Genomic DNA, 18,792 nt, shown 5'->3' with positions numbered 1-18,792 from the left:
AACAATCTCTTTGTTTTAATCTTCATCTCTCTGGAGAGAGAAATTTTTGAGGAATCTTCGCACAAGTTTGATTCGGAGTAGGATTTTTCAGGCGGGTCCTAAATCTCCATCAGGAATTGAGTGTGGAGAGACTCATTCCCAGCACCATGACCAGTCTTGAGTTTGAGTACCCAAGACAGAGATAGAAAAATATCAAGGCAAGTTCCCGAACGCATCGATATAGATGTGGGCGCGATTGCCTCGGGGTTGCATTTGCACAAATAGGTTGAGAGTTGGGCCAGAATTTATCAAGCCAATGCTGATGATTCCGTTTATTGTGCAAAATCTGAACGCGATCGGCCAGATCACCGATGGAGCGATTGATCTATCCGTGATCTCGACGCTGTTGGCATCCTTACGGGCGATCGGCGATCGCCTGTTCAAAAACCGATACCCCACCGGGTGGGTAGCCGGAGTCGGCAGGCTAATTCCGTATAGCCCCCCCCTTTCCTGCGGAACACTTATAGAACAGGGTGTGGGTTTTTACAGACCTGTGCAGCTAGGGGACCTGGGAGTTTTTACCCGGTCTCTATTCCGGATCCAGGTGCAATGGAGCCGAATAGATCTCTTAGTTGCACCCTGGTTTCCTCCTAGTCTTTGGGCTAGGGGGATTTTTCTGCGTTTTCCGCCCCCTCAACCCGGACAACTGGGCTCAACCCAATCTTTTCCCATTGCTCTTTCTTTACCAAAAAATACCCCGATGAAGCCTCGACCCGCTGGCAGTCGCCGAAGTGGGTGGAGGTTTAAGAGCGCTATTCTTGCCCATTTACCCTCCATAAAATTACGGAGTCTTGTGCCTGCTCCAGCTCCAAAGCAAACACTGAATCAGGGATTTTTTTCCTTTGAAAAGGAAAATTTGAGGAGGAACATCAATTTTTTTGAGCGCCAGAAAACTTGTTTTTTTTCAAGGGAGGCTCCAATTTTTTAATCGCCTGGAATAACCCAAGAGCAATGGTATCCGGCCCTAAATGGGTTGAAATTTAACCCAGATCGATTTTCCTGAAACCCACAAAATTTTGGTGTAAGTAACAGTGGTTTTTGGGGTTTTAGCCTCGGGATTTATTCCCTTTTCATTTTCACGAAATATTATCGGCCCTAACGTCAGTATTCAAGAGTTTTAGGGATTACCATCAACAGGAAGAAATATGTCTGCAAATAACGCCCACATCAAACGCTTGTTGGCAACGAAACAATGTCAAGGTGGGGACCTCCGAGATGCCCACTTAACCAGGCTCAATCTCAGTGGTGCTGACTTGAGCGGTGCCAAATTGATGTTTGCCAACCTCAACGGCACTAATCTGAGTAATGCCAACTTAAGTGGAGCCGAACTCAGTTTTGCAAATTTCGTGGCCGCTGACCTGATTAATAGCGACCTGAGTGGGGTTGATGCTAAAGGCGTCAACTTCCTCGATGCCAAGCTGAATCATGCCCAACTGGGCGGTGCCGATTTAGTATTTGCTAATTTAGTCAATACCAACCTTGAAGAGGCTAATCTTAGTGGGGCTTCTCTCGAAGGGGCGAATTTAATCGGTGCAAATCTTAATAGCACTCAGATGAATGGGATTAACCTCTCCGGTGCTAATCTCGGTCATGCTCAAATCCGCAACGCAAATTTATCCAATGCCGACTTGAGTAATGCCCGGTTAGTGGAAGCGGATCTGAGTGATGCCAACCTCTCCGGGGTGAATTTGAGAAACGCTAACTTATTAAATGCTAATCTCAATGGTGCGAATCTCACGGGTGCGGATTTGACTGGCGCTAATTTGGCTCAGGCGAAGCTCGATGGTGCGATCGGGCTGTACCAGGACAATTTGGTAGGAATGCGCCCGCCCGATCGCCCTCCTGCACCTCAGAATCATCCCAATATGTCTTACGTCAGCGTCCTCCAAACCAATTCCTTGCACTCGTCATCCAATCATCTCGGCCTTCCTCGTCCGGGGTTGCCGTCTTAATGAAGGTAGGCAGCAGTCTAGCCCAGTATTGTTACTGGGCTAGACTGTTATCAAAGGTCTCGTTCCTCGAAGAGGTGACTGGAGATTTCCCTCTTGTTGAGCGATCGCTTTCCCTCGGGTTCACAATGGATGTCCTTCCTCATCTGTATGACCTATCGGTCGGTTCAATTCGGGCAGATACAGTTTTTCATGGTGTCATCTACTCCATGCGATCGCGGGTTAACCTTACCGTCCACTCCCACGATGGGGGGTTATTTCTTGCCCCGATTCTAGTCTGGCTGATAAGACCTGTGTGTTGAACTCGGAACGCGACAGCTCTAAACTGTGAGATTCACGCCCAGAGAAGTTTGCCGCCAAACCCAATAAGAACAGGCTACAGAAAATAATCGAAAAGTAGCTACGCATATCCAAGATCCGTTTCAGAGCTTCTATTACTCCTTACGAAATCTCGACTTTTTATCAGTTTAAATAGTCAATAAAAATAATTATTCCCCTCCTTTTACCCCAATTCTTTTTATATAATGAGAGAAAAATTTCCTAAATTTACAGCCATAATCTTCCACCCCAGAAAGGGAGAAAATACCTTGAATCCCGCTGCAACCCTTGTAGGATAGAGCTGGCTCATTAGGTGGGCGGGGAATTTCTCCTGAAGGTTATCTGTATTGTTGTAGCAGGCAAGATTTAAAAAAATCCGCGACTCAAAAAAAATACTGCCTGACAAACCCCCACATCAAGCCCGGGTTGCCATCTCAGTGAAAAAATGTTAAAATAGAAATAGGCTTATAAAAAAAATTAAGGAGCGCTGAGTGCGCCCCCTAAAAATATCCCGATCGCCGGGATTCTCAATCCTAAATTTTTGGGCTATTTCCCACCATAGTAAAAGGCGATTTCTTTCTCTTTTAAAGGCGCAAAGTCAGCCTGGGTCAGCATCTGGTTGAGTTCATCTTGAGGGATATGTTTCGCCCCAATCCGCACAATCCGTGATCGCATGGTATTGGAAACGCCACTGCGCTGCCGTCCCGCCTCTAGTCCCATCACCTGATTGTAAAGGTTAAGTTTAGCCTCGGGAATGGGAGAACCATCAAAATCAATTCCTTGGGCGATCGCCACATCGATGGCATCCGCGCCGGTGGTACTCTCCGCAACTGGCTTGTTTTCGGTCGTCATAAACACTCTTGAAGTCAAAGATTACCCCAGCATTCTACCAAGTTCCGTCCCCTCCCCATCTACCCAAAGACTTACCGGGAAAGAGACTGGATAAAATCAAACACGTGATGGGCCAATTTCAACTTACTACAGGGTGCGATCGCCTGTTGTCGTCCTGTGGCATCAATCACCACCGCCTGATTACTATCACTCCCAAACCCCGCATTTGGACGATCAATCGGATTGGCGACGATCGCATCTAATTTCTTCCGGCGCAACTTTTCAATTGCTGGAGTCACAATATCCCCCGTTTGCGCGGCAAACCCTATTAACCACTGATGGGATTGCTTGCATTCCCCCAATTGTGCGATAATATCCGGCACCGATTCCAACGGCAAACTCTCCGGCAGCGCCTGCTTCGGTAACTTGTGCGAATGAAACTGCACCGGCCTAACATCCGCCACCGCTGCCGCCATTACCGTAATATCCGCCTGGGGAAAAAATTCCAGCATCGCCTGCTGCATCTGTGCGGCGTGAGTCACCGCCCTGATCCGCGCACCGGGTATCAACTCGTGAAACCCGGGGGACATTGACCCTCCCACAAACGTCACTTCAGCCCCACGATGGAGCGCACAGCGTGCTAAAGCAATGCCCATTTTGCCCGTGGCGGGATTGCCGATAAACCGGACTGGATCAAAATGCTCGCGGGTACTTCCCGCACCAATTAACACCCGCTTACCGGCTAAATCCGGCTTCCCCTGGGTATGTAAGACTGATTCTAAATGGGCTAAAATTAGCTCCGGTTCCGCCATCCTGCCTGTCCCGACGCGATCGCAAGCCAGCAGTCCCGAACCCGGTTCAATCCCGTGAAATCGCGACCCCTGAACCACCTGTTCCCAATTGCGTTGGGTCACTGACTGATTCCACATTTCCGTATTCATCGCCGGGGCCAGTAAAATCGGACAAGTGGAAGCCAGAACCGTATTGGTGAGCAGATTATCCGCCATTCCCGTTGCCAACTTCGCCAAGGTATTCGCCGTCAGAGGGGCAATTAGCAAAACTTCTGCCCATTCCCCGAGTTCAATATGTAACGGTCGGGAATGGACGGGTTGCCAGAAGTTGGCATCGGTATAGGCAGGATGACGACACAGGGTGGTCACCGTCAAGGGGGTAATAAATTCCTGGGCACCGCGAGTCAGAATCGCCCGGACCTGCGCCCCCGCTTTCGCCAGGGTTGAGATGGCATCACAAACTTTATAGGCGGCAATTCCGCCCGTGATGCCCAGCAGAATCCGTCTATTTTCAAATGAAGAAGGCACGAGGAGGTTGCCCCCCTGGATGCCTGTCTGGTTAACGTCCTCACTCATGGTTCAGACTGACCCTAAGCGGTTACCCTTCATCGTAAGGTTGCAAGTCCAACAAATAGATGTAAGGTTCAACGAGTTCTGGACGACGAAAGGCGATCGCACGTAGCAGATGCCAATCATTCAAGCCCTCAAACGGATCGGCATAATCATCTAGTTCAAGACGGATAGCGAGTTTCTCGATATCAGCCTCCGTCATCGAAGTTATATCCCGAGTGGAAATGGTTGTCGCTCCCATCGTTCGCCCCTCCATTATGTATGAGCACTTGGATCTAGCAAAGCAAGTCCGCTACAAGAGTAGATTGTACTCTAATTGATCGGGTTGCGACCTAAATCTTAAGGCTTATTAATATTAGTCGCTTCTGAGGCCGGAAAAATTTCCTCAATAAACTGTTGCATCACCTCCATTTGTTCCGGCAAAATGGAATGACCCATTCTCCATTCCCGATATTGCACCGCCACCCCCAAGGCTTGGAAGACTTCCCGCGCCTGATGAGCAGCACTCAGGGGAACCACCGGGTCCTCGGTGCCATGCATGATTAAGGTGGGGGGTAGGCGATCGCCCATCGGTTGGGGTTCACAATGTAAATAACCACTCATGGACACTAAACCGGCTAAGGGTAACCGCAGTCCCACATCTAACGCCATCGCACCGCCTTGGGAAAACCCGCTTAACACCGTTCGTTCCAAGGGAACGCCGGTACTGCCTTCGAGCGATCGCAGCCACATCGTCAATATTTCCTGACTTTCGGGTAACTTCTGATAATTTGGACTGTTCAGGTCATACCACATTCTGCCCTCCCGAACCTGGGGGTGGGGAAAAGGCGCATCCGCAAACAGAAACAGGAAGTCGGGGAAATTGAGCAAGGAGGCTAAGGGAGCTAAATCTTGACTATTAGCACCCCATCCGTGGAGCATGACAATAATACCTCGGGGGGGTTGGGCGCTAGTCGGTGGAATGGCGATCGCTTCTAAAGACAAGGGGTCTGTTCCTTCCATCTGAATATTTTGCACCCTCTATCTTAATATCCCCCAGGCTGTCGGTTGCATCCACAATACCTCACCGGATTGATGAGTTCGGACCAAATCCCGCCAATTGCGGAATTAACCATTCTCAGGAATAATCAATTAAACAAGGCTCGGTATTCCTGTTGAAATAATTTATATCCGGGTTTATGCAAACACCTGACTCCCACTCTGGTAATCCGGGAATCCGCCAATTCGCAGTCGTCCTGTTTTGTCTCGGGGGGATTGCTACCACGGGTCCCAGTTACGCCCAAATCATTCCTGATGCTACCCTGCCGATTAATTCCATCGTTACCCCCACTGGAGCGACTTTGACCATTGATGGAGGTACTACATCAGGGGGTAATTTATTTCATAGTTTTGAGCAGTTTAATCTCCCGACGGGTGGGACTGCTTTGTTTAATAATCCCCTAGAAATTCAAAATATTTTCACCCGAATTACGGGGGGTGGCGGTTCAACGATTGATGGATTAATTCAAGCCAATGGCATCGCCAATCTGTTTTTACTCAATCCCAATGGCATCATTTTTGGGCCAAATGCCAGTTTGAATCTAGGGGGTTCGTTTGTAGCAAGTACGGCGAACGGGTTTACTTTTGCCGATGGGAGTGAGTTTACTGCTGTCGGGGGGGAGGTTCAGACACCTCTGTTGTCGGTGACAGTGCCCGTAGGACTGCAATATGGTAGCAACCCCAGGGGAATAGAGGTGCAGGGGGCAAACTTGATCCTGCAACCGGGTCAGACGTTGGCATTGGCAGGGTCCGAGGTGACGATCGCCTCGGGACAGTTGCGCGCACCCGGGGGTCTGGTGGCGTTAAATGCTGTGGGTTCAAATGGAACGACTGCCTTGCAGTGGGAGAATGCGGGAGTGACGTTGCACCAGACTCCCATCGGGGATACCCCAAATCCGAGGGGTGATATTTTTCTGAGCAATAACAGTGTGCTGTCGGTGATTAGCAATGATGGAGGGGATATTTCCCTCCAGGGACGTAACATCCAAATGTCTGGAGGAAGTCGAATCATCGCCGGGATTCAGACCAGTTTAGGGGGACCCACGGCCCAAGGGGGAGAGATTACCTTGGATGCGACAGGTGCGATTACCCTCACTCAACAAAGTGCGATCGGCAACCAAGTCGGGTTTAATGCCACGGGAAATGGCGGGAATGTGACCGTGAGGGGACAATCTCTCTGGGTGAGTGAGGGGTCGCAAGTGAGTGCCGTGGTGCAAAATGGCGGAGGAAATGCGGGTCAGGTTGTGATTCAGGTGGCTGAGGGATTAACTCTAACGGGGACAGAGACGGGCATTTTTAGCCTGGTAAAATTGGGGGACGGACTCGCTGAACGCAGAGGATTGGGAAACAGCGGAGGAATCGAGATTCAAGCGGAAACGGTGGCTTTAAATAATGGCGCTCAAGTCCAGTCGATTACCCAAAATCAGGGAAATGCAGGAGGGGTTTCGATTCGCACAACGGAGGGAGTGAGTCTTTCCGGCGCAGGTACGGCAATTTTTAATACGGTGGCTCAGAGTGGAATTGGTAATAGTGAGGGGATTGAGATTGAAGGGCGATCGCTCTTTCTGAGTGAGGGTGCTCAAGTGATTTCCCGAACCCAGGGAACGGGCAATGCTGGTAAAATTGTCCTTCAAGTGAGAGAGTTGGCCGAGCTGACCGGAAGTAATACCAGTATTTTTAATAATAGTGCAGGCAACGGGAACACCGATGGGATTGAGATGAATACCGGAGCCCTGTCTATGAGCGGTGGCGCACAAATCCAGGCCCTTGCTTCGGGATTTGGAAATGTTGGTCCTGTAAAAATTAGCGCCGATGATGCCGTTACCTTGCAGGGAGTGGGGACGGGAATTTTGAGTACGGTTACCTCTGGAGTCTATGAGGGAAATACTGGGGGAATTGATATACAGGCGCGATCGCTCTTTCTGAGTGAGGGGGCTCAATTGGTTGCCGCGACCTTGGGACTGGGAAATGCTGGTCCGGTGGCGATCCAAGTGCGAGAAGATGTGGCCCTGACTGGCGCAAATACCGTAATTTTTAGCAGTGTTGGACCCATATCCCGTGATCCCTTCACCGGCATCCTTCCTACGATTGCTGAGGGAAATAGCGGGGGAATTCAGATCATCGGGCGATCGCTCTTGATGAGTGACGGTGCACAAATTGTCGGCAGTACCTTTGATGGTCAAGAGGGAAATGCAGGCAATATTCAAATCCAAATGGCGCAGAGTATTTCCATCCGGGGAAATGACACTCAGCGCAATCCTAACGCTTCTGAACCCATTTTATCCTTTCCCCCGGTGACGCCACTGAGTCTGGTTGAAGATGCGCCAACCGAAGTCATTGATCCAGGGATACCAACGATACCCCCAACCTCAACCCCAGCAACTCCTCCTCGAAACCCTGTCCCAACTCCTCCGCCTACCTCGGTTGTAGGTGAGGCGGGAAAAGGGGCGACGACCGGGATTTTTACTACCGTAGAAACTGATGCGCTGGGAAATGCAGGAAGTATTAATCTCCAATCCCGGACCCTAGAAGTGAGCCAAGGTGCGCAAATCCAAACCCTGACGCGCGGGGAAGGGAATTCTGGAGACATCCAGATTCAAGTTTCCAATGCGGTTCTTACAGGGGTGAATACATTGGGAGATTTTAGCGGGTTAGCGAGTACCGTGGAGGAGGATGCAGTCGGCAATGCGGGAGATATCCAGATTAATGCCGATAATCTGACGGTGACAGGGGGTGCAGGGATTCAGGCCCTCACCCGAGGAACGGGAGATTCTGGTGAGATTCGCCTGAATGTCACTCAGGGAATGACCGTGAGTGGCAAAAGTCCCAATGGGAGTTTTACTTCCGGGGTGTTTAGTAGTACGGAGGAGGCAGCGCAGGGGTCTGGGGGTGGGTTAACGATCGCCACGGACCGATTACAGGTGTCCGATGGGGCGATTTTGAGTGCGCGTTCAACCACGGCGTTTCCTAGTGGCGAGATTGCGGTGAATGCGAATCAAATTGACCTCAGCAACGATAGCCAAATTCTCACCAGTGCGACGAGGGAAGGTGCAGCAGGGAGTATCACTTTAACAGCAGGGGAACGGGTAACTTTGAGCGATCGCGCGTTGTTATCCTCGGAGACTGCCAGCGGCGACCGGGGCAATATTACCCTGCGATCGCCGGACCTGATTTTACAAAATAATAGCCAAATTACCACCAATGCCACGGGGACAGGAACCGGCGGAAATATTATCCTTACTGCGGATAATATTGTAGCAATTAATAATAGTAATATCACCGCCAATTCTGAACAATCCTCCGGGGGTCAAGTAATTATTAATACCCAAGGAATTTTTGGCGCACAGGCGCGCCGAATTGGCAGTGCTAACACCAGTGATATTACGGCAACTTCTGCTCAGGGTCCGCAATTTGATGGGATTGTCGAAGTGAATACACCGGAAGTTGATCCCACATCTGGGTTAGTAGATTTACCAGCAAATTTGGTGGATCTGACAAATGTTGTGATGCAGAATTGTTCGGCCAAGAATACCCAGGAAAATAGCGTTGTGGTAACAGGCAGAGGGGGTTTACCACCGAGTCCGAATGATGCGATCGCCCCTGAGTCTACCTTGATTGATTTAGGTCATTCTGACCCCGCAACCCGGGGAAACTCAGGGGAGGGATTCCCGCGCCAGATTACTCCAATGGGAAGCAATCCGGGGGAGATTTCCGGGGAATTGGTAGAAGCGCAGGGTTGGTCTCGGGATAATCAAGGTAAAATAAAGTTACTGGCAGAAGTGCCACTCCAAGAAATGCGGCAACCGTTAGGAATTGTGACCCCCCAGTGTAACCCCTGAAAAATATGAAAAAGAGGCATTGAGATAAACGATGAGAAGGCGCGATCGCGAGAATGTATTCAGTCAGATTAGGCCAAGTTTCCGCTCTAGTTTATCCGCTTTTAAGTATAGCAAAAGAGCGGTGCAATTAGTCTGGAAAACTAGCCCAATTTTAACCGCAATTGTAGCTTTTCTCACGGGAATGGCGGGGGTATTACCCGCAGGAATTGCCTATTTGGGGAAGTTAATTATCGATAGTGTCGTCGTCGCCGCTGAATCGGGAACGGGACCCCAAACGGCACTCATGTATGTGGGATTCGAGGCGATCGCCGTGATGATGTTGACCCTTTGTCAGCGCGGGTTGAGTGTCTGTCAATCCTTGTTGCGTGTCCTCCTGGGACAAACTGTTAATGAACTGATTTTAGAAAAAGCGCTGACCCTTTCCCTGTCTCATTTTGAAGATTCTGAGGTGTATGACAAAATGACTCGCGCCAGACGAGAGGCATCGAGTCGTCCCCTGAGTTTTGTGAATCGCACCTTTGGGTTAGTGCAAGAGAGTTTGGGATTGGTGGCATATAGTGGATTGTTGTTGCAGTTTTCGGGATGGGTGGTTGTGGTACTGGCGATCGCCGCAATTCCGCCGTTTTTAGCGGAAACAAAGTTTGCCGGTGCTGCTTTTCGGGTTTTTAAAAGGCGATCGCCAGAAACCCGCGAACAAATTTACCTAGAAACCCTGATTGCGCGGGAAGATTACGCCAAAGAGGTACAACTGTATCAACTTGGACCCGTTTTTCTGAATCGGTATCGGAATATCTTTCATCGCTTGTATCAGGAAGACCGAAATTTGACCCTCCGGCGAGGATTTTGGGGATATGTACTGGGGTTACTCAGTAGCTTGGCATTTTATGGAACCTACGCCTGGATTGCGATCGCTGCCATCTCCGGAAGCATCACCCTAGGAGATATGACCATGTATTTAATGGTATTTCGCCAGGGACAATCCAGCTTTTCCGCGACCCTGAGTGCGATCGGGGGAATGTATGAAGATAACCTCTATTTGTCCAACTTGTATGAATTTTTAGAACAAGAGATACCCCAGGCAGAAGGGAGTGCCAACCGAGGACCCATTCCTCAAGATGGCGTCCGATTCCAAAACGTTTCCTTTACCTATCCCGACGCCACCCAACCTGCCTTAAGCGATATCACTTTTCATTTAAAACCTGGAGAAAAACTCGCCTTAGTCGGCAAAAATGGGTCCGGAAAAACCACCCTAATCAAACTCCTCACCCGCCTCTACGAACCCTCCTCCGGTCAAATTTTTCTCGACGGATTAGACTTACGCCAATGGGATATTAACCACTTACGACAACGCATCGGCGTCATTTTCCAAGATTTTGTGCGCTACCAATTCCTCGTCGGCGAGAATATTGGGGTGGGCGATGTTGACAGCTTAGAAGATGAAACACGCTGGAAAACTGCCGCCGAAAAAGGCATGGCGGAACCCTTCATCGCCACTCTCCCCCAGGGATTTTATACCCAACTGGGACGCTGGTTTAAATCGGGAACTGAACTTTCCGGAGGACAATGGCAAAAAATCGGCCTTTCCCGGGCTTTTATGCGAATCAAAGCGGATATTTTAGTCCTAGACGAACCCACCTCGGCAATGGATGCGGAAGCGGAATTTGAAATCTTTGAACGGTTTCGCCGCTTGGCACAAGACCGCATGGTATTATTGATTTCTCATCGATTTTCCACCGTTCGTATGGCCGATACCATTATTGTTTTAGAAGCCGGGGAACTAATAGAAAAGGGCACTCATGAGGAGTTAATGCAAGCAGAAGGACGCTATGCCAAATTGTTTACTCTCCAAGCGGCTGGATATCAGTAATTCAGAGAATAGAGAAGGAACTAAATAGGGATTATTTTAGCACTTTGCCATCCAGAAAGCCCAACTCTAGGGCCAAAGCGCCACGGGAGTTAAGTGGGGAAGTACACTTTCTAATTGAGGCGGAATTCCATTGGGAAAGTCTTCTGCGATCGCCTCTTCTAAACGTTGAATTCGGTTTTCGGGATTGGGGTGTGTACTCACAAATTCTGGGGAACGGGAACCGGATTGGGCGGAACCGAGGATTTCCATTACTTGAATCATTGCTCTGGGGTCATAACCCGCTTGTGCCATGAACTGCACCCCGAGGCGATCGCTTTCTAGTTCCGCCTCACGTCCATATCGCAAAGCAATCATTTCATTAGCAACTCGGGCGATCGCGGCGGTTTGTTGCCCTCCTCCTTGGTCGTCGGTGGTGGCAATTCCCACTGCCGTAACTAGGGTAGAACCGAGTTCTCGTTTGGCTAAATGTTCTGCACCATGTCGCGCCACCACGTGACCAATTTCATGACCTAAAATTCCCGCAAGTTGCGCTTGGGAATTCAGGCGTTGCATTAACCCATTGGTAATAAAAATTTGGCCCCCGGGGAGTGCAAATGCATTCACCGTTTGGGAATCCTCAAGCACATGAAATTCAAAGGGATATTCTGATTGAGATACAACGGATTGTTGGACAATTCGCTGACCCACGCGCTGAACTGCCTCCTGAACTGCTGCATCGGGGTATAAGCCCCCAAATTGTTCTGCCAGTTGTCCTCGGGTTTGCAATCCGAGTTGCACCTCTTCGGTGGGAGATAATCGGATGCGTTGCTGTTCTCCAGTAATGGGGTTTTCCACTTGCGTTGTGCAGTAACTCAAGACTCCCACTAGCCCAATCACAAATCCAATTAATAGCCGAAATAGTTGTCGTGTCACTGCTGTTTCCAAACTCGATTATTTGGAAAATAACAGATATATTTGCCGCTGTCACTCTATCGGAAGGTGAATTGTAAAGGGAGTTGAACATATCTTTAGATAGATTTTTCGCAGCAGAAAAACCCCGAGTTGACTCGGGGGGTTGAAAGAACTGCGGTATTATTGCAGTTAAGCGGTTTTGAAAAAGCGAATGATTTCTCGAACATGATCGAGGAATTGTCCATCGGTGGTTAATTGAGCGATCGCATTCTGTGCCTCTTTCTTCAGGGCATTATGTTCCGCCTGATTGCTTGCGCGTAAGCTTTCTAAGGAGGCAGCTACTTGGCTTAAATCTTGGCGCAATGCCGCACTTTGTCGGTTTTTATTAGCAACCCAGGAATCCTCTTTATTTTCATCTAAGCTATCGGAGATATCTTTAATTTTCTCCTCTAAAATTAAAACGCGATCGCGCAGTTCTAAGACATCTTCTCGGGGATACTTAAACTCTCGGCTAATCATGCTTAACCGCATTGCAATATATTCATAAGCCCGAATCACCGGACGTAACCCAGTTAACAGCAATGCCGCCACCGAACTAATATATCCCACCGCACTAATTCCCGTAGCGGCTAACCCATATAAAACCAGGGTAGAAATGATATGCAGGGCGATGGCAATCCACAGCGATCGCTTCGCAATCCGCTGCACATATCCCAACTGCTTGGCTTCAATGGGAATATTTTTTTCTTCGGATTGTTCGGCATCGGCGACCACTTCCTTGGCTTGAAAATAGATATTCCAAGGGACTGTCACAATCACCACTAACCATAAAAAACTGGCCCCGCCAATTACCCAATCTAAAAAATTACCCGCAGGCACATTTAACCAATTTAGAATTCCAAAGGCCAACAGTAAGATGACGACCAAGCCGAGGGAAAATCCACCGAAAAATGTAACTCTCATAAAAGGTTTTGTTTGTGTTTGTTCCCTCTAGTATGGCGACAATTTGCAGCGGAGTTTTACGGAGACTGTGACAGTCTAAGAATTGGCATAAGACTGCTTTAACCCGCACCCTAAAGGGTGGGGCTATACGGACAAAGCCCGCCTGCGCGGGCTAAGAAATAAAAATGAGTTTTTATACCCGGATTTGGCATAAGATGGAAGCAACGGACCAGAAACTAGAACTGGCGTTCAACTTTGAGGGGTTCTTGATGAGTCAGGGTGGGGAGGCGATCGCTCAAATCTCGCCAGGGTTGCAATTGACCCGCCTGAAAGGTGCGACTCATCACCACATAAATTGAGGTTTGGTCTCCCCCCATTCCCACCGCTTGAACATTCCCCCAAGACTCGGCCATTAATTCATCCATAATCTGCCATTTTCCATCTTGCCACTGCAAGCGCCGGATAAATTTAAACGGGGCTTTTTCCTTTCCAGTAATCAGCATTTTTTGTAACAATTTCCGAATTAAATCCGGGAAAAATCGGCCTACGGTGAGCATGACTACTCGCAAAATCAACAAATTCACGGGGTTCATTTGTTTTTGCTTGGCCCAACCCAATTGGCCTTGAATCAAAATTTCATCGGATTCTACTTGATAATCATAGCGGTCAATTAAATGTCCCACCGCATTTTTTATCCGGTTTCCTTGGGAAACTTGAAGAGAAAACTGAGTATCAGAGGCCACCAGCTTACCATCCCTAAAAAGTTTAAAAACACCTCCTTTATTTAAAGCTAAATAAAGCTCCGTTTTGTCTCGGCGGTCTATTAATAACTGTGCCTCTTTTAACCAAACTTGTCCCAAAGGACGCGGAGGCAAACCCAGGCGATTTTCTACAAAGTCTCGCCATGCTAATAAATAACTCCAAGTATGATGCCCGATAATATGGTCATCGGCATAACAAGGAACTAAACCTGCGGCGATTCCTTTTAAAAATAAATCGTTAATGGCTAAGGCTTCGGGCATCCATTTCCCCACCCATTCAAACCCATGCGGGAAAAAATTATAAGTATTGCGACTCGCATATTCTCCTCCATAAGACCCATCAGGATGGATAAATTGAGTCGCGAGTTTTACAGCTTTAATTAATGATTCTTTGAGGCGCGGGTCAGGAGAGAGTTCATGAAATCGGGCTAAACAAGCAATGGTTAGGGTATGATAACCGGGGTCACACCCTTCATATTCCTGGAACCACCCTTCGGAACTTTGCCAGGATAAAACCCGTTCTAATCGTTCAGTTTTAGCCCGGTCCCAGCGGTTGGTTTCTAACAAACGAGAAATCAGTTCTAAACATAAGGCAATTAACGCTTGATGGTTGCTAAGCTGACCACTTTCATGATGGTTGGCTAACCAAGTAGCCCGATGTTCAAAAAATTTCAGGATTTCAAAATTATTGAAATTGAGGAGGGTGTAACTTTCTAAACAAGCCAACAGGGAAAAAGCAGCAGCACCACTGGCTCGTTCGTAGGGAAAATAATCATCACAAGAGCCATCAGAATGAGCGGCATGAGCGGCATAAAGGATTCCCGCTTCTACCCAATCTCGGAGAGCGGTTTGCTGATAAAATGGGTTATCTGGTAAGTTAGTTTGGTAGGCTAAAGCCAGGGGCCAAACAAATTCTTGGGCCATTCCACTGGGAAAATCAATAATTTTATAATGCCAAAAATTGCGATCAAAACAGCCATAGGTGGGACTGTGGGGGTTACGATCGCACAGGGTGAGGATTTTGGGAATTTGGGCGATCGCAGTTTGGGCAAATAAATCTCTACTCATGGTCACCGGGGGTCAATCAATGCAGGAGAATCCCCCTCATTTTAAACCAGGTGGGGTGCAGTTGAGCGGATGGGTTCAAAGTTTAATTTTCCAGGATTTGATTAATTGACGCCCTTCCCCGAGAGAGTTATGAATCTCCCTCTATTCACTCTAGGCATCCCGTGAACAGAGTCTAGCATTTCCCGTCAAGCCGGGAATCTAGTGATTCTGCTATATTAAGAAAAACGCTGATAAATATTACATCATGAATCGACCCAGCGATCCATCCCCTCCACCTTTAAACTCTCATGAACTGCCCCCGCCTACCGCCGATGGAGTTGACATTGGTAATCCAGAAGTTGGGAATCCCTACAGCCGGAAAAATGTCCCCACTTCTGGCACTTCGGCGACACAAGAAGCCTTTAAACGACTCTATATAATTTTAATCGTTATTGGCCTGAGTATTGGGGTTGTAGCGGCGATCGGCGTGGTTAATTTATTGAATCGTTGGGGCCTAACTCAACCCCCGCAGTCGGTGGAAGAAACCAACCGCTAAATTAAAAAAATCCACATAAATTGGGAGATTTACCCATTGGATCAGGCTGCATTAGTCGAGAAGGCGATGCAGCTTTTATCTTTCTAGGGATAGAGCAAAAGGTCATTCTCAAGACTGAGGGATTTTCTTAGAGATTTGGGCTATCCTAGGAAGGATATAAAACAGTTTTTACCAGTTTTATTTTACTGCAATTCCCGGAAAATCCCGTCAATTTTAATAAATTGTAAAGAGAGGAAGCATGGTATTCAATCCACAGAAACGAGCGGTTGGATTATTCCCCAGTATGGAAAAAGCCGCAGTCGCTCTGTGCGACCTAAAATCCGCAGGCTTTCCGATGAAAAACATTTCAGCGATCGCCCGAAAACGGAATCAGATTCGGACGCTCACCCCCAATCCAAAGGAAATAACAACCCTTGATAATCCAGTGCAAGCAACCGGACTTGCCGGGGCTCTAACCGGGGGAAGTTTGGGGATGGTTCTGGGGTTGCTGGTTAGCCTCAGCATCTTAGCACTTTCGGGGATTGGACCTATCCTCCTGGCTGGGGTCGAAGTGGCAACTTTAGGGACGGTTCTGGTAGCGGGAGGGGCGATCGGTGCGGCGACTGGGGGTATCGTGGGTCGTTTGATGGCTTATGGGATGTCCACCGATCGCGCTCACCGCTATTGGGAACGGGTAGTTAAGGGGGATTATCTGCTGATTCTCACCGGCAGCGATCGCGAAATTGCCCTCGCCAGTCGCATTTTAAACGCTCGCGGTATCCAAGAGTGGGAAATCCACGAGCGATCGTCCCGGGGAAGCACTCTCCTGTCTGACTAACTTCCCTTTCCGTGGGGTCAGTTGTGCGATCAAAATCCGTCGGAGATCCGGCGTGGCGATCGGCAAACTGACCCATATTTAACATCAAAACATCCAATGGAGGTCAATCATGATTGTAGATGAACTTAGACGTGCCGTAGGCGTCTTCGATCGTTATGAAGATGCGGAAGCCGCTTTTTACCAACTTCGACAAGCAGGCTTTCCCCTCAACAACCTCTCACTTATTGCCCCGGACCTCCCCCGTTCTCGGAATATAGGAGAGGCAAATATGAATTCTCACCTCACAATGGGAGATGCCGCCAGCCCCGCACCCCCTGTGCATACCACCGAGGCCACCGGAACCCTAGCCGGGGACGGGGCTGCGACGGGTGCCGTAGCCGGGGGAACCGTGGGAGGCTTTATCGGCTTGTTGCAAGCCCTAGCCGCCTTATCCCTTCCCGGAATTGGCCCTGTACTCGCCGGAGGGACGGTGGCAACCATCCTGCTGAATACCCTAGCCGGGGGTGCACTCGGGGCTGCTACAGGCGGTTTAGTTGGAGCATTAGCCGGTTTAGGTATCCCCGACGAACGAGCCACAATCTATAACAATCGCCTCTCCCAAGGCCACTATTTACTAATCGTTGAAGGTTCAGTTTATGAAATAGAACGGGCCGAAGAAATTCTAACCGGAAGAGGCATCCAAGAATGGGGAATTTATCGTCTTCCTGGCGAACCCCTCGTCAATCCTGCTGCAATGCCTGCAACTCCTCCAGTTAATCTTCCCAATCACCCCTCTTTAACAGGTCCAAATTCTTTTCCAAATCCCAGAATTCCCTAATACCTTCCTATGCAAAAACTTCCCAAAAACCTCGGGGTGGGTTGCCCTCTGATCCGAGATTTTTGGGGGTTTTTGTGCTATAGAAATCCGCACCCTAAAGGGTGGGACTATACGGACAAAGCCCGCCTGCGCGGGCTAAGAGATAAAACAACTGGCCGTGAAAATCAGCGGTTTGGCGGCCTGAAACTTTCTCCAAATTATAATTAAATAAAACCTAAAAAGCGCTTACCCAAACAGTTATCACAATGACCACATCGCATCCCTAATGCCTCTTGTCCAAAGCCAAATGCTTGTAATAAAAACTGCCACCGGCATTCCCGAGTTAACAGAAATTGCTTCATCTGTTGAGTCGGATGAGCGCCGGATAAACCGGAAGAAGAACCGGAACGAGTAATCCGGTAATGAAACGGGTCCTGCCATTGTAACTGCCCCATACTATGCAGTAAAGATAGGGCGATCGCCCCATCAGGATACTGTTCAATTACTTGATTAATATTTCCCTGATTGGGTAACTTTTTCACCAAATTTTGAGCGCGGCGATAGAGTGTTTGTTGTTGCGTTGCCACAAATTGTCGCTGATGTTCATCTTGAGGGTCTAACCATCCCGTACATTCACTAATTAAAGAAAGTGCCATCGCCGGTTTACCATCTCGGCCAGCGCGGCCCATTTCTTGAATATATTCTGATAATAAAGCCGGAGTTTGATAATGTAAAACCCAACGCACATTGGGTTTATTCACCCCCATACCAAAGGCACAAGTACAAACCACAAATTGCAGGGAATCGCCAATCCAATTGCTTTCAATATTTCGGCGTTCCTCCCCACTCAAACCGGCATGATAAGGGCTAGTTTTGCATCCTTGTTGCCCTAACCAAGTTGCCAATTCTTCCGCATCCTGACGAGTTCTAACATAGACTAAACCAGACTGAAAATCCTGAGACTGGATAAACTGTAACATCCGTTGCCGACGCCCGCGTGGAGTCCAAGCAATTTGAATTTGCAAGGAGAGATTAGACCGATAAGGACTGAGTAAAAATTGGCTGGGTTTGTGTAATTTTAAAACGGATTGAATCGTTTTCTGGGCGATAGGATCAGCGGTGGCGGTAAACGCTGCGATCGCCAGTTTAGAACCTGCTGGTTTGGATTTCAAAAGGGCAGGACGAACCGCACCCAAACGACGATAGGCGGGGCGAAATGTATCTCCCCATTGAACTAAACAGTGTGCCTCATCTAAAATTATCCCATTAATTGCTAATTTCGGGTCCAATAAACGCTGCCAAACCGGGGGACTTAGCAACGTTTCCGGGGAGAGATATAATAACCGTAATTGATTGTTTTCTAGGGCGTTTAGGGTTGCTTTGCGCTGTTTGGTGGGAACTTCCCCATGTAGAAGTGCCGCATTTAAGTGGCGATCGCGTAGTTCTTGCACCTGATTTTCCATCAATGCCACCAACGGCGACACCACCAGAGTTAATCCGCTTTGCAGTAACGCCGGGAGTTGAAAGCAAATGGACTTTCCCCCACCCGTGGGTAAGACAATCAGCGCATCTTTCCCCTGCAACAGAGTCTGCACGATTTCTCCTTGGGGACTTCTAAAATCATCGTATCCCCAGATTTCCCGGAACGCATCCCGGACCTGACTCCAGGATGCACTGTTATGGTCTTCCATTTGCAAAAAAGGTTATGTTACAAATAGGACAGTTATTTATTTTACCGGA

Annotated in this window: 16 protein-coding genes; 7 read left to right on the top strand and 9 right to left on the bottom strand. The window is 48.6% G+C overall.

Features of this window, described 5'->3' with window-relative positions; all coding sequences use genetic code 11:
* Nucleotides 1–1,184 precede the first annotated feature (1,184 nt).
* Complete coding sequence (locus NG792_RS04530) at nucleotides 1,185–1,991, top strand: pentapeptide repeat-containing protein (protein WP_261201565.1); 807 nt, start codon at nucleotides 1,185–1,187, stop codon at nucleotides 1,989–1,991.
* Entirely contained in the window at nucleotides 1,991–2,290 is a 300-nt protein-coding gene (locus tag NG792_RS04525) for a hypothetical protein (protein WP_261201566.1), read from the top strand. The genes NG792_RS04530 and NG792_RS04525 overlap by 1 nt, the downstream gene beginning before the upstream one ends.
* Here NG792_RS04525 and patX read toward each other — a convergent pair.
* The 5 genes from patX to NG792_RS04505 form a co-directional block, all read right to left on the bottom strand.
* Entirely contained in the window at nucleotides 2,217–2,396 is a 180-nt protein-coding gene (patX, locus tag NG792_RS29130) for a heterocyst-inhibiting protein PatX (protein WP_435387560.1), read from the bottom strand. The two genes, NG792_RS04525 and patX, sit on opposite strands and share 74 nt — an antisense overlap.
* A gap of 456 nt (nucleotides 2,397–2,852) precedes the next feature.
* Nucleotides 2,853–3,158: a small RNA NsiR4-regulated ssr1528 family protein gene (locus NG792_RS04520; RefSeq protein WP_261234684.1), complete on the bottom strand. Its 306-nt coding sequence runs from the start codon at nucleotides 3,156–3,158 to the stop codon at nucleotides 2,853–2,855.
* A 71-nt stretch (nucleotides 3,159–3,229) separates the two neighbouring features.
* Nucleotides 3,230–4,504 (bottom strand): bifunctional phosphopantothenoylcysteine decarboxylase/phosphopantothenate--cysteine ligase CoaBC, encoded by a 1,275-nt coding sequence (gene coaBC, locus NG792_RS04515; protein WP_261234683.1) that lies wholly within the window; start codon nucleotides 4,502–4,504, stop codon nucleotides 3,230–3,232.
* Between the two features lie 22 nt (nucleotides 4,505–4,526).
* Nucleotides 4,527–4,739 (bottom strand): protein IsiD, encoded by a 213-nt coding sequence (gene isiD / locus NG792_RS04510; protein WP_261201569.1) that lies wholly within the window; start codon nucleotides 4,737–4,739, stop codon nucleotides 4,527–4,529.
* Between the two features lie 98 nt (nucleotides 4,740–4,837).
* Nucleotides 4,838–5,500, bottom strand: a complete 663-nt coding sequence (locus NG792_RS04505; RefSeq protein ID WP_261234682.1) for an alpha/beta hydrolase — start codon at nucleotides 5,498–5,500, stop codon at nucleotides 4,838–4,840.
* A 176-nt stretch (nucleotides 5,501–5,676) separates the two neighbouring features.
* Between NG792_RS04505 and NG792_RS04500 the strand changes: the two genes are divergently transcribed.
* Nucleotides 5,677–9,375 (top strand): two-partner secretion domain-containing protein, encoded by a 3,699-nt coding sequence (locus NG792_RS04500; protein ID WP_261234681.1) that lies wholly within the window; start codon nucleotides 5,677–5,679, stop codon nucleotides 9,373–9,375.
* A 31-nt stretch (nucleotides 9,376–9,406) separates the two neighbouring features.
* Nucleotides 9,407–11,242: an ABC transporter ATP-binding protein gene (locus NG792_RS04495; RefSeq protein WP_261201572.1), complete on the top strand. Its 1,836-nt coding sequence runs from the start codon at nucleotides 9,407–9,409 to the stop codon at nucleotides 11,240–11,242.
* Nucleotides 11,243–11,308: 66 nt separating this feature from the next.
* On the opposite strand, the gene NG792_RS04490 is transcribed toward NG792_RS04495, so the two are convergent.
* The 3 genes from NG792_RS04490 to NG792_RS04480 all read right to left on the bottom strand — a co-directional run bounded on the left by NG792_RS04490 (nucleotide 11,309) and on the right by NG792_RS04480 (nucleotide 14,904).
* The gene (locus NG792_RS04490) at nucleotides 11,309–12,154 is read right to left on the bottom strand and encodes a M48 family metallopeptidase (protein WP_261201573.1); all 846 of its coding nucleotides are present in this window, start codon (nucleotides 12,152–12,154) and stop codon (nucleotides 11,309–11,311) included.
* Nucleotides 12,155–12,322: 168 nt separating this feature from the next.
* Nucleotides 12,323–13,096, bottom strand: coding sequence for an SH3 domain-containing protein (locus tag NG792_RS04485; RefSeq protein ID WP_261234680.1), 774 nt, complete (start codon nucleotides 13,094–13,096; stop codon nucleotides 12,323–12,325).
* A 215-nt stretch (nucleotides 13,097–13,311) separates the two neighbouring features.
* Entirely contained in the window at nucleotides 13,312–14,904 is a 1,593-nt protein-coding gene (locus tag NG792_RS04480; RefSeq protein ID WP_261234679.1) for a hypothetical protein, read from the bottom strand.
* 244 nt (nucleotides 14,905–15,148) lie between these two features.
* Between NG792_RS04480 and NG792_RS04475 the strand changes: the two genes are divergently transcribed.
* From NG792_RS04475 to NG792_RS04465, 3 genes are all read left to right on the top strand, one after another.
* Nucleotides 15,149–15,439 carry a hypothetical protein gene (locus NG792_RS04475; RefSeq protein WP_261234678.1) on the top strand — a complete coding sequence of 97 codons (291 nt, stop codon included), beginning with the start codon at nucleotides 15,149–15,151 and terminating at the stop codon, nucleotides 15,437–15,439.
* Between the two features lie 238 nt (nucleotides 15,440–15,677).
* Nucleotides 15,678–16,256 (top strand): hypothetical protein, encoded by a 579-nt coding sequence (locus NG792_RS04470; protein WP_261234677.1) that lies wholly within the window; start codon nucleotides 15,678–15,680, stop codon nucleotides 16,254–16,256.
* 109 nt (nucleotides 16,257–16,365) lie between these two features.
* Nucleotides 16,366–17,073: a DUF1269 domain-containing protein gene (locus NG792_RS04465; RefSeq protein WP_261201578.1), complete on the top strand. Its 708-nt coding sequence runs from the start codon at nucleotides 16,366–16,368 to the stop codon at nucleotides 17,071–17,073.
* A gap of 203 nt (nucleotides 17,074–17,276) precedes the next feature.
* Here the strand turns inward: NG792_RS04465 and NG792_RS04460 are convergent, their stop codons facing one another.
* Nucleotides 17,277–18,743 (bottom strand): RecQ family ATP-dependent DNA helicase, encoded by a 1,467-nt coding sequence (locus tag NG792_RS04460; protein WP_261234676.1) that lies wholly within the window; start codon nucleotides 18,741–18,743, stop codon nucleotides 17,277–17,279.
* Nucleotides 18,744–18,792: the final 49 nt, after the last annotated feature.

The sequence above is a fragment of the Laspinema olomoucense D3b genome, from assembly GCF_025370785.1.
GTDB classification, from domain to species: Bacteria; Cyanobacteriota; Cyanobacteriia; order Cyanobacteriales; family Laspinemataceae; genus Laspinema; species Laspinema olomoucense.
This window is presented reverse-complemented; position numbering and strand designations above follow the sequence as displayed.

Excerpts from the sequence above, each read along its gene's own strand:
- NG792_RS04530 (WP_261201565.1), top strand. The coding sequence starts at position 1,185 with ATGTCTGCAAATAACGCCCACATCAAACGCTTGTTGGCAACGAAACAA.
- NG792_RS04525 (WP_261201566.1), top strand. The coding sequence starts at position 1,991 with ATGAAGGTAGGCAGCAGTCTAGCCCAGTATTGTTACTGGGCTAGACTG.
- patX (WP_435387560.1), bottom strand. The coding sequence starts at position 2,396 with ATGCGTAGCTACTTTTCGATTATTTTCTGTAGCCTGTTCTTATTGGGT.
- NG792_RS04520 (WP_261234684.1), bottom strand. The coding sequence starts at position 3,158 with ATGACGACCGAAAACAAGCCAGTTGCGGAGAGTACCACCGGCGCGGAT.
- coaBC (WP_261234683.1), bottom strand. The coding sequence starts at position 4,504 with ATGAGTGAGGACGTTAACCAGACAGGCATCCAGGGGGGCAACCTCCTC.
- isiD (WP_261201569.1), bottom strand. The coding sequence starts at position 4,739 with ATGGGAGCGACAACCATTTCCACTCGGGATATAACTTCGATGACGGAG.
- NG792_RS04505 (WP_261234682.1), bottom strand. The coding sequence starts at position 5,500 with ATGGAAGGAACAGACCCCTTGTCTTTAGAAGCGATCGCCATTCCACCG.
- NG792_RS04500 (WP_261234681.1), top strand. The coding sequence starts at position 5,677 with ATGCAAACACCTGACTCCCACTCTGGTAATCCGGGAATCCGCCAATTC.
- NG792_RS04495 (WP_261201572.1), top strand. The coding sequence starts at position 9,407 with ATGAGAAGGCGCGATCGCGAGAATGTATTCAGTCAGATTAGGCCAAGT.
- NG792_RS04485 (WP_261234680.1), bottom strand. The coding sequence starts at position 13,096 with ATGAGAGTTACATTTTTCGGTGGATTTTCCCTCGGCTTGGTCGTCATC.
- NG792_RS04480 (WP_261234679.1), bottom strand. The coding sequence starts at position 14,904 with ATGAGTAGAGATTTATTTGCCCAAACTGCGATCGCCCAAATTCCCAAA.
- NG792_RS04475 (WP_261234678.1), top strand. The coding sequence starts at position 15,149 with ATGAATCGACCCAGCGATCCATCCCCTCCACCTTTAAACTCTCATGAA.
- NG792_RS04470 (WP_261234677.1), top strand. The coding sequence starts at position 15,678 with ATGGTATTCAATCCACAGAAACGAGCGGTTGGATTATTCCCCAGTATG.
- NG792_RS04465 (WP_261201578.1), top strand. The coding sequence starts at position 16,366 with ATGATTGTAGATGAACTTAGACGTGCCGTAGGCGTCTTCGATCGTTAT.
- NG792_RS04460 (WP_261234676.1), bottom strand. The coding sequence starts at position 18,743 with ATGGAAGACCATAACAGTGCATCCTGGAGTCAGGTCCGGGATGCGTTC.